This window comes from Salinispora goodfellowii (genome assembly GCF_059570675.1).
The window spans coordinates 68,927-79,312 of the sequence record NZ_JCANTD010000024.1; the positions used below are offsets into that span (position 1 = coordinate 68,927).

Genomic DNA, 10,386 nt, shown 5'->3' on the forward strand with positions numbered 1-10,386 from the left:
ATGGGTGACCGCCCCTCCCCGGGCCAGCGGACCCCACCACCCGGTGGAGACCTGGCCGAGCGACAACGTCGAGGGGCGGCGCTCGGGGTTGGTCTGGTCGCCGTCTTCATGACGGTGCTCGACGTGAGCATCGTCAACGTCGCCATCCCGTCGATGGACCGGGCACTCGATGTCGCCCCCAGTGACGTGCAGTGGGTCCTCGCCGGCTACACGTTGACGTTCGGGTTGATGCTGGTGCCCGGCGGCCGGTTCGGCGACGGGCATGGGCGGCGGGCCGTCTTCGTCGTCGGCGTCGCGCTGTTCACCATCACCAGCGTGGCGGCCGGGCTGGCTCCTACCGCCCCCTGGCTCATCGCTTCCCGATTGCTCCAGGGTGCCGCCGCCGGACTGATCAACCCACAGGTCACCGGATTGATCCAGGAACTCTTTCCAAGTGCCGAGCGGGGCCGCCCGTTCGGGCTGCTCGGGGCGGCGGTCAGCATCTCCACCGCGGTCGGGCCGCTGCTCGGCGGCCTCCTCATCCACATCGGCGGCGCCGAGCACGGGTGGCGGTGGGTCTTCTTCGTCAACGTGCCGCTCGGTGTGTTCGCCGCCGTCCTCGGCTGGCGTCTTCTCCCGCACCGGGTCCAGAAGATCCACGACCGTCACCGGTTCGATCCGGTCGGGTTGCTACTGCTCGGTGCGGGTGTCCTGCTTGTCCTACTGCCCCTGGTCCAACAGCACTGGCAGGGTCCGACAAGGTGGCTGACGCTCCCGGCCGGTCTACTGACGCTGACCGCCTTCGCCGGTTGGGAGCGGTGGTACGCCCGCCGCCGCGAGCCCCTGTTCGACCCGCACCTACTCGGCATCCGCTCGTACCGGTTCGGTGTCCTGATCGCCCTGCTGTACTTCGGCGGATTCACCGCCATCTTCTTCGTCCTCACGGTGTACCTGCAGAACGGCCTCGGGCACAGCGCACTCGCCGCCGGGCTGGCCAGCACCCCGTTCACGGCTGGATTCGCCATCGCCTCCGTGGTGGGCGGCCGAATCGCCAACCGAGTCGGTCGACCACTGGTCGCCCTCGGTCTGGCCACCGTCGCCGTCAGCCTCGTCGTCGTGGTCCTCGTCGTCAACCGGGTCCCCCCGGGCGCCACCGTGTCCTGGTGGACCGCCACACCGTTGCTGGTGGCGGGGCTCGGCAGCGGCCTGGTGGTCACCCCGAACCAGGCCCTCACCCTCGCCGAGGTCCCGGTGTCGCGTGCCGGCAGCGGCGCGGGCATGCTGCAGACCGGCCAGCGCATCGGATCTGCCGCCGGTATCGCCACGGTCGGCAGTGTCATCTTCGCGGCGCAGGGGGCCACCGGGGACTGGTCGGTCGCCTTCCACCACGCGATGCTCCTAATCAGCGGAATCAGTATGCTCGCGCTCTGCCTGGCGCTGACCGACATCGTCCGGGACGGACGCTGAGCGGAAGGCTCGACGACGCCCAACTGAAAGGACGGCGAACACGCAGCTACGGGGCAGCGGCCGGACCCTACCTGCCGGTAGAAACAGTGCCCATGACGAACTCCCTCGACCGTCGCACCCTCCTGCGCATCGCCGGCGCCTCGGCTGGCACCGCCGTTTTCGCCAGCGCCGCCCTCGCCGGCCCGGCCGGGGCCACCGGTAGCGCCTTCCGGCACGGCGTCGCCTCCGGTGACCCGTTGCCCGACGGTATCCTGCTCTGGACCCGCCTCACCCCGACCGAGGAGTCCCAGCCGGGCTCGGGCGTCGGCCCGGAGGTGACTGTGACCTGGCAGGTGGCCGCTGACCCGGACTTCGCCACCCTGGCGGCGCAGGGCACCGTCGCGACCGGCCCGGCTCAGGACCATACGGTCAAAGTTCCCGTCAGCGGGCTCGCGCCCGCCACCACGTACTGGTTCCGCTTCGGCTACGCCGACGCCTGGTCGCCCACGGCCCGAACGATGACCGCGCCGGAGACCGACGCCAACATCGATCGGATCCGACTGGGTGTGGTGTCGTGTTCAAACTGGGAGGCGGGCTACTTCGCCGCCTACCGACACCTCGCCGAACGCGGTGACCTGAACCTGGTGGTACACCTCGGCGACTACCTGTACGAGTACGGCACCGGGGAGTTCGCCGCCGGGGACACCGTGGTGCGGTCCGTCCAACCGGCGCACGAAACGCTGACGCTGCAGGACTACCGCGTCCGGCATGCGCTCTACAAAAGCGACCCCGATCTTCAGGCCCTGCACGCGTCGGTGCCGTGGGCGATCACCTGGGACGACCACGAGGTCGCCAACGACCAGTGGTCGGGCGGCGCGGAGAACCACACTCCCGGCGCCGAGGGCAGCTTCGCCGATCGGGTGGCGGCAGCGCGCCAGGCGTACGCGGAGTGGATGCCGGTGCGCACCGGGGCGGACGGTGCGATCTATCGGCGGTTGCGGTTCGGCCGGCTCGCCGACCTGTCCATGCTGGATCTGCGGACGTACCGGTCCGAGCAGGCGTCGGGTCTGGCCATTGACGACCCGGAGCGGACGATCACCGGCGAGGCGCAGATGGCCTGGCTGAAGGCGGGCCTGGCCGCCTCGGACGCCCAGTGGAAGCTGGTCGGCAACCCGGTCATGATCTCCCGGCTGGACGTGGGTGCCCTCCCCTCGTGGCTGCTCGGGCCGCTGGGCACGTTGCTCGGCATTCCGCAGAACGGCGCGGTGCTCAACACCGACCAGTGGGACGGCTACAACGCCGACCGCAACGAGCTGATTGACCACCTGTTGGCGACCGACACCCGGGACGTGGTCTTCCTGACCGGCGACATCCACACCTCGTGGGCGAACGAGCTGACCACGCAGTCGACCGGGCTGACCAACCCGGCTGCCGCCGAGTTCGTGGTGCCGTCGGTGACCAGTGACAACATCAACGACTTCCTGGGGATGCGGGAAGGCAACGTGCTCAGTGATCTCGCGTCGGGCCTGATCCGCTCGACCAACCCGCACGTGCGCTGGACCGAGTTGGACGGGCACGGCTACGGGGTCCTGGAGGTGACGCCGCAGGAGTGCCGAATGGACTGGTTCCACCTGGTTGACCGGACCCAGAGCAGCACCGGCAGCCGCTTTGTGACGGGCTGGTCAGTTGCCGCTGGCTCGTCGCGGCTGCGCCAGGAGAGCGCGCCGCTGAGCTGACCTGAGAAGCCGGCCGTTGCCCAGCTGGGCAACGGCCGGCCGGTTGTCACCAGAGCTCGGCGACGAGCTCCGCTGCCTGCTCTTCCCACTGCGCGTAGTGGAACGGGTACGCAGACACCTGAACCGTCTGCGCCGCGGTCGTCAGCGGCAACTCCTGCCAGCCGTTGACGTTCTTGAGCGCCTCGAAGAACGCCGTCGCGGCGTACTGCGGGTCGGTGATCTGCTCCGGGGTGCCCCACCCGGTCGACGGGCGCTGCTGGAACAGGCCCTGCGAGTCGTGGTCGTTGTAGCTGCCCAGGTGGCCGAGGTTGTAGAGCTTCGACTCCTGCAGCGAGGTCGCCACTCCGATGACCGCGCCCCGCTCGCCGACCCCGGTCGCCTTGGCGACCTCGATGATCTCCTTGGCGTTCGCGCGCTGGGCGTTGTCAACCTGGATGTAGGACTGGGCGCCCTGCACACCGTGGGGGATCAGCTGTTCCCGGGTGGGCGGGGTGGTGCCGTCGGTGTCGCTCGCCGCAGGCTCGGAGCTCCGGTCCGGGTCGGTTGACTCCGTCGGATCCGGGTCGGTTGACTCCGTCGGGTCCGGTTCGGTTGACTCCGTCGGGTCCGGCTCAAGATCCGGGTCCGACTCAGGATTCGCGGCCTGCTTGCCGGTGGCCAGTTCAATGGCGGCTACGGCGCCAGCATCCGGGCCACTGGTCACCGACGCCGCAGCGGTGGTCGGCGCGAACGCGAGACCTCCGATCGCGGCTACGCCAGCCACGCTCAGGACCAGCTTGCGGTTCGACTCGGTCGAGAGCCGTTGGTACGGGGTCTTCGCGATGGCCGGGAGCCATCGGGTGAAGTGATCCTTCACGATGTGCCCTTTCGGTCAGGCGAAGCGCTCCGGGTGAGCACTCCTCGGGGAACCGCCACGCGGGTTTGGTTCCGGCGGTACCGGGGACACAACCCGATCGTTATGTCCGACATTCCGGGATCGCCCCGGGTGGGGGGGGGAGCTGCGGCCCAGGTCACAGGCGATCAGCGACTTCCAGCAGCCACAAACCGGGCAAAGGGCGCTGACGGCACACTACGGAATACGAAAGCGCCGCACCTGGACCCCGGACGCACAGCTCGGTTCGGCTGCGGGCTACCGGTTCTCAAGGCGCGTCGCCGATGCCGGCGGCACCACGTTTCTGCGCTGACGTGCCCGGCCAGGGGCCCGGAAGCATGCCAACCCGGTGCTGAATAGAGAGAAACCAGGGTGACGTTGACCGCCGGGTCGTAGATCTTGATGTCGTGAGGGCTGCAGACGACATGAGCGACAACGCGAACCAGACGTCGGCGGTCACACCAGGTCGTCCGCCGGGAGTGACGGCGACGTCGGCGGCTGGTCGGCCGGCCGCGGTGCCGGCGCGGCTCCCGTGGTCAGTCGACGAGTCGGCGCACCGGCGGTCTGGTTGAGCCCGATCCGCAGCAGCCGCCCGTACGCGCCCGGCGCGATCCGGGCGATCAGGTCGGGCAGCTTCGCCGACCAGCCGATGAGCACCCGGGGCCGGCGGCGTTCCACGCCGCGCAGGATCACCTCGGCGGCCCGGGCGGGTGGGATTCTGAGCAGGCGGTCGAACTGCCGCCGGCCCACCTCGTAGTCGTCCCGGTTGACGCCGCTGCCGATCCGCGCGTTCTCGGTGATCCGGGTGGCGATCCCCCCGGGGTGTACGGAGGTGACACCGATGCCGTCGGCGATCAGTTCGTGGCGCAGCGCCTCGGTGAAGCCACGGACGGCGAACTTGGTCGCCGAGTAGGCGGCCTGCCCGGGTGGGGCAATCAGCCCGAACAGGCTGGACACGTTTACCAGGTGCGAGCCGGGCTCCGCCTTCAGGGCCGGCAACAACGCGTGCGTGAGCTGCACGACCGCCCGAAAGTTGATGTCGACCACCCACTGGAACTCGGCCAGGGTCACCTGGTCGAACCGACCGCCCAAGGCCACTCCGGCGTTGTTGACCAGGAGCCGGATTCGGGGGTGGCGAACACGGACCTGCTCGGCTGCCCCCGCCGTGGCCGCCGCGTCGGCGAAGTCCACGACGACCGGATCCACTGGCCGGTCGGGGTACGCGGTGCGGACCGCGCCTACCACGGTGGCCAGCCGCTCGGCGTCGCGATCGAGCAGGACCAGGTCACTGCCGCGCGCCGCCAGGCCATGGGCGAGGGCGGCGCCGATCCCGCTGGCGGCACCGGTAACCACCGCGGTCGCGCCATGGTAGTCAAACCTACGCACCCGCAGGACTCCGCTCCGGCTGGCCCGCCCGAGAGAACTGGACTCCCGCGTCGGTAAGCCGGCCGTACCGCATCAGCAACAGGTCTCGTAGGTAGTTCTGGGGCAGCCGCCAGGGAGCGCGGGCCCCCTGCCGCGGCAGGGCGGCGAGGCCACGCAGCACGTAACCGGCGGTGAGGTCAAGAAGCGGACGCCGCTCGTCGTCGGGCGGCGGCAACGGGGTGACGACCTGCTGCCCGGTGCGGTCGAGGTGGGTGAGGAGCCGACACACGTACCGCGCGATCAGGTCGGCCCGGAGCGTCCAGGAGGCGTTGACGTAGCCGATGGTCATCGCGAAGTTCGGCACGCCCGAGAGCATCATCCCCTTGTAGGCGACCGTGTCGGCCAGATCGACCGACGCACCGTCCACGGTGAGCTGGGCGCCGCCGAGCGCAAGCAGCTCCAGGCCGGTGGCGGTGACGACCGTATCGGCCGCCAGTTCCTCGCCGGAGGCCAGCCGGAGCCCGGTCTCGGTGAGGGTGTCGATGGTGTCGGTGACGACCGAGGCCCGGCCCGCCGCGATCGCGTGGAACAGGTCGCCGTCGGGAACCACGCAGAGGCGCTGGTCCCACGGGTTGTAACGGGGCGAGAAGTGCCGGTCGAGGTCGTACCCGGCCGGGAGTCGGCCCTGCACGGCCCGCCGCAGCAGCCGCCGGACCAGGTTGGGGGCCCGCCGGCTGAGCTGGTAGTTCGCCGTGAGCAGCAGGATGTTCTTCCAGCGGACCACCGGGTAGACCACCCGCTCCGGCAGCACCCGGCGCAGCGCGGCGGCGGCCACGTCCCGCGCCGGCAGCGCCAAGATGTAGGTGGGTGAGCGTTGCAGCATCGTCACGTGGGCGGCCTGCTCGGCCAGCGCGGGCACCAGGGTCACCGCGGTCGCGCCGCTGCCGATCACCACCACCCGCTGGCCGGTGTGGTCGAGGTCGGCGGGCCAGTGCTGCGGGTGCAGGATCCGGCCGGCGAACCGTTCCGCCCCGGGCAGTTGGGGGGTGTAGCCCCGGTCGTAGCGGTAGTAGCCGGCGCAGGTGTGCAGGAACGAGCAGGTGACGACGACCTCCTCGCCACCCTCCCGGCGGGCGGTCACCGTCCACCGGGCGGTACGGCTGTCCCAGTCGGCGCGGACGACCCGGTGCTGGAAGCGGATGTGCTCGGTGACGCCGTACTCGCGGGCGGTGTCCCGGACGTAGTCCCGAATGGACGAGCCGCCGGCGAGGGCCGTGGGGTCGCTCCAGGGCCGAAACGAGTAGCCGAGAGTGAACATATCCGAGTCCGACCGGATACCCGGATAGCGGAACAGATCCCAGGTGCCACCGATCGCGCCCCGCGCCTCGAACACGGCGTACGTCTTCTCGGGACAGTGCCGGGCCAGGTGGCAGGCCGCGCCGATGCCGGAGAGACCAGCACCAACAATGAGCACGTCAACATGGTCGGTCGTCGCCATGGTGTCTCCCGTAAACGAGCCTGTGCACTAAATTCTATCGAGGACCGTCAACGCGCTCAACAGGGCCCGGCGGCCCACCGCGGCGAACCGGGTCCGGAGCAGGCGATCGTAGCGGATGATCGGGGGCGTGGAACCACGACCCGAACGCGGCCACCACTGCCTGCCGCACACCGCTGACATACGGATCGAGGCGTGGGCGCCGACCCGGGCGGAGTGCGTGGCCGAGGCGGTCACCGCCCTGGTCGACACCTTCGTCGACCCGGGCCCGGCGCGACCCACCGCCGAACGGGCGTACCACGCCCCGGCCGACGAGGACGCAGACCTGCTGGTGAACATCCTCGAGGAGGTGATCTTCCGGATGGAGACCAGGGGCGAGCTGCCGCTGCGTACCGAGGTTCGCGACGACGGCGCGGACGGGCTACACGTACGTTGGCAGACCACCGACGCCGACACGGTGGAGCTGACCGGCGCCGTACCGAAGGCCATCTCCCTGCACGAGCTGCGCTTCGGCCCCGACGGCCCCCGCTGGTCCTGCGCGCTCACCGTGGACGTGTGAGCCGGCACCACCGTCAGCTCCGCACGACCCCGGGGGCATCAGCCCTTGACGACGCCGATCGGCGCCAACCGGGCGACCTTGCGGCACAGCCCGGCGCCCTCGGTCGCCTCGACCACGGCGTCGATGTCCTTGTACGCCGCCGGCATCTCCTCGGCCAGGCCACGCCGGGAGGCACCGCGTACGGCGATGTCCTGCGCGACGAGCTGCTCGCGCGGATCCTGGCCACGCTCGTCCCGCACCGCCTGCTTCCGGCTGCGCACCCGCCCGGCCCCGTGACAGCTGGAGGCGAAGGCCGGGGCACCGGAGACCCCGGTCAGTACGTAGGACGCGGTACCCATCGACCCGGGGATGAGCACCGGCTGCCCGACCTCAGCCAGCTCCGCCGGCAGGTCCGGGTGCCCCGGAGGCAGCGCTCGGGTCGCACCCTTGCGATGCACACAGAGCGAACGCCGCTCGCCATCCACCCCGTGGGTCTCGATCTTCGCCTGGTTGTGGGATACGTCGTAGACCAGGTCGAGGCTCGCCCCGGTGACCCGACGAAAGACCAGCCGACTCACGTGAGTGAGCAGTTGACGATTCGCCCGGGCATAGTTGGCGGCGGCGGCCATCGCGCCAAGATAGGCCTGCCCCTCCGGAGACGAGACCGGGGCGCAGGCGAGCTGCCGGTCCGGCACCTCGATACCGTAGCGGCGCATCGCCTTCTCCATCCGGCGCACATAGTCGGCGCAGATCTGGTGCCCCAGCCCCCGCGAGCCACAATGGATCATCACGCAGACCTGGCCGGGCCGGAGCCCGAAGACCTCCGCGACGCGCTGGTCATACACCTCCGTGACGGCCTGCACCTCGAGGAAGTGGTTGCCCGAACCGAGACTGCCCACCTGCTTCGCGCCGCGCTCGATCGCCCGTGCACCGACCGCCTCCGGGTCGGCGTCGCCCAGCGCACCCTGGTCCTCGCAGCGTTCCAGGTCCCGCTCGACGCCGAAGCCGCGCTGCACCGCGTACCGCGACCCGTCGCGCAGCACCCCGTCCACGTCCGCGCGGCCCGCCAGGTGCCACGCCGCGCCGCGTCCCGCCCCGCGCGGGGTCGCCTCAGCCAGCCCATCCATGACCGCGTCGAGCCGGGGACGAAGCCCCGCCAGATCGAGGTCGGCCGTGAGTAGCCGCACACCGCAGGAGATGTCGAAGCCCACTCCGCCCGGGGAGACCACCCCGCCCGCCGCCACATCGGTGGCGGCCACCCCGCCGATCGGAAAGCCGTAGCCCAGGTGCACGTCCGGCATGGCGAACGAGGCATCGACGATGCCGGGCAGCGTGGCGACGGCCGCGACCTGCTCCAACGACCCGTCCGCCCCGATCTCCGGCAGCAGCGCCTCGGCCGCGAACACCACTCCGGGAACCCGCATCGGCTCCCGTCGATCGATCCGGAAACGGTACGGCGACTCCTCAACCAGCTCCACCCGCGCGACCTACCCGGTCCGGTCCGGCTTACACGCGGGCCGGCGGACGACGCATCGCCCACACCCGCGGTCCCCCGCCCGGCACGGTCACCTCCCCGGTCACCTCGAACCCACACCGCCGGTAGAACCGTAGATTCGCCGAGGCGGACGTCTCCAGCGTCGCGGGCAGTCCGGCCCGGTCCGCCTGGACCAGGCCGGGACGCAGCAGCCGCGCGCCGACTCCCCCGCCCTGGCCCGCCGGGCGCACCCCCACCGTGGCCAGCAAGAGCGCCGGCTCCGCGACCCGCAGCGGGGCACAGGCCGCCTCCGCGGCGAGCATCGCCGAATGCCGGTCCCCGGCATACTCCGCGTTCCCGGCGGCCACATCCGCCCAGACCTGGTCGGGCACCGGCCGGTCCGACCGCAGCCACACCGCCACCGCCTGCGGGCTGCCGTGGGTGTCCAGCGCCGCCCAGACGTCCCCGTACGGCAGACCAACCGTGGTCAGGGTCATCGCGAAGAGGTGTGCCAGCCGCTCCCGATGCCGATCCGCGCCGACGGTCCACGCGGTCCAGGAATAGCCGTCAAACGCCTCGGCCAACACCCCGGCCGCCGCCTCGACCAACTCCGGCCCGATCCGCCGCACCTCCACGAACGTCCTCCCCATCCGTCCCGATCCGAACGGCGATCCTCGCATCACCGCAGCATCCGCCGCCGGGAATATTCGCGACGCGTCCCCCGGGAACTGGCCAACCCAGGCCCCGAGCCGCTCAGCCAGAGCGGGAGGTCAGAGGCCGGGTGGCCGATGGTCCCAGCGGCGCCCGTGATCAGCAGCCTCACGGCCGGCGTTGCAGCATCGACACCACGCCCGCCGCGCCAATCGAGATGACGGTCGCCCCACGCCGGTCGGCACGACCGTCGGAGTCCGCGACCACCACCGCCACCTCCGCGCCGGTGTGGGCGATCAACGCGTCGCGCAGGGCCCGGGCGGAGGCGTCCGGATCCACCGGCAGCAGCCACGCGCCCTGCGGGCCGGCCCGGTCGATCCCGGCGGAGGTGAGCTGGAAGCCGAGCCGGTGCCGCGCGATGATCGGGCCCTTGTCGGTGGCCAGGAAGTAGCTGTCGCTGGAATCCAGGATCAGCTGCACGACCTCGGCGGGCTTGCCCGTGCGAGCGGACAACTCCAGCGCCTCCAGGCCCGGGACGACACTGGCCAGATCCACGTAGCGTTTCTCCGCGACACTCACGGCCTTGGAAGCCACCACCACCACATCCCCCTCCTGCAACTCGATACCAGTACAGGCCAGGACACCGATGATGGCGCCCGCCAGGTCCGCACCAGGCTGGAGCTCGGGAAAAGGTTCCAGCGCGAAAGCGGAGAAACCACAGGTCGGGACAGCGGTCATCGTCGGGCTCCTGCGGGAGTGAGGACAACAGGTGCACAGGCGGATGGGTCCGGCGGCGAGCCTCGCTGAACGGCGAAACCCTCGGCCGGCAGT

At 70.9% G+C, this 10,386-nt stretch carries 9 protein-coding genes; 3 read left to right on the forward strand and 6 right to left on the reverse strand.

From position 1 onward, the window contains the following. Both T398_RS19995 and T398_RS20000 read left to right on the forward strand, forming a co-directional pair. The gene (locus T398_RS19995; RefSeq protein WP_496449010.1) at positions 1–1,446 is read left to right on the forward strand and encodes an MFS transporter; all 1,446 of its coding nucleotides are present in this window, start codon (positions 1–3) and stop codon (positions 1,444–1,446) included. A 92-nt stretch (positions 1,447–1,538) separates the two neighbouring features. Next, a complete protein-coding gene (locus T398_RS20000) occupies positions 1,539–3,161 on the forward strand; it encodes an alkaline phosphatase D family protein (protein WP_496449012.1) in 1,623 nt (540 codons plus the stop codon). 46 nt (positions 3,162–3,207) lie between these two features. Here T398_RS20000 and T398_RS20005 read toward each other — a convergent pair whose 3' ends face one another. The 3 genes from T398_RS20005 to T398_RS20015 all read right to left on the reverse strand — a co-directional run bounded on the left by T398_RS20005 (position 3,208) and on the right by T398_RS20015 (position 6,895). Beyond that, positions 3,208–4,017, reverse strand: coding sequence for a hypothetical protein (locus tag T398_RS20005; protein ID WP_496449014.1), 810 nt, complete (start codon positions 4,015–4,017; stop codon positions 3,208–3,210). A 471-nt stretch (positions 4,018–4,488) separates the two neighbouring features. Beyond that, positions 4,489–5,418, reverse strand: a complete 930-nt coding sequence (locus T398_RS20010) for an SDR family NAD(P)-dependent oxidoreductase (protein WP_496449015.1) — start codon at positions 5,416–5,418, stop codon at positions 4,489–4,491. Beyond that, complete coding sequence (locus T398_RS20015) at positions 5,411–6,895, reverse strand: flavin-containing monooxygenase (protein ID WP_496449017.1); 1,485 nt, start codon at positions 6,893–6,895, stop codon at positions 5,411–5,413. The genes T398_RS20010 and T398_RS20015 overlap by 8 nt, the downstream gene beginning before the upstream one ends. 115 nt (positions 6,896–7,010) lie before the next feature. Here T398_RS20015 and T398_RS20020 point away from each other — a divergent pair, with 115 nt between their 5' ends. Then, complete coding sequence (locus T398_RS20020; RefSeq protein ID WP_496449019.1) at positions 7,011–7,451, forward strand: archease; 441 nt, start codon at positions 7,011–7,013, stop codon at positions 7,449–7,451. A 38-nt stretch (positions 7,452–7,489) separates the two neighbouring features. On the opposite strand, the gene T398_RS20025 is transcribed toward T398_RS20020, so the two are convergent. The 3 genes from T398_RS20025 to T398_RS20035 form a co-directional block, all read right to left on the reverse strand. Then, positions 7,490–8,908: an RtcB family protein gene (locus tag T398_RS20025; protein ID WP_496449021.1), complete on the reverse strand. Its 1,419-nt coding sequence runs from the start codon at positions 8,906–8,908 to the stop codon at positions 7,490–7,492. A 28-nt stretch (positions 8,909–8,936) separates the two neighbouring features. Continuing rightward, complete coding sequence (locus T398_RS20030) at positions 8,937–9,539, reverse strand: GNAT family N-acetyltransferase (RefSeq protein ID WP_496449031.1); 603 nt, start codon at positions 9,537–9,539, stop codon at positions 8,937–8,939. Between the two features lie 184 nt (positions 9,540–9,723). Continuing rightward, entirely contained in the window at positions 9,724–10,293 is a 570-nt protein-coding gene (locus T398_RS20035) for a coenzyme F420-0:L-glutamate ligase (RefSeq protein ID WP_496449023.1), read from the reverse strand. Positions 10,294–10,386: the final 93 nt, after the last annotated feature.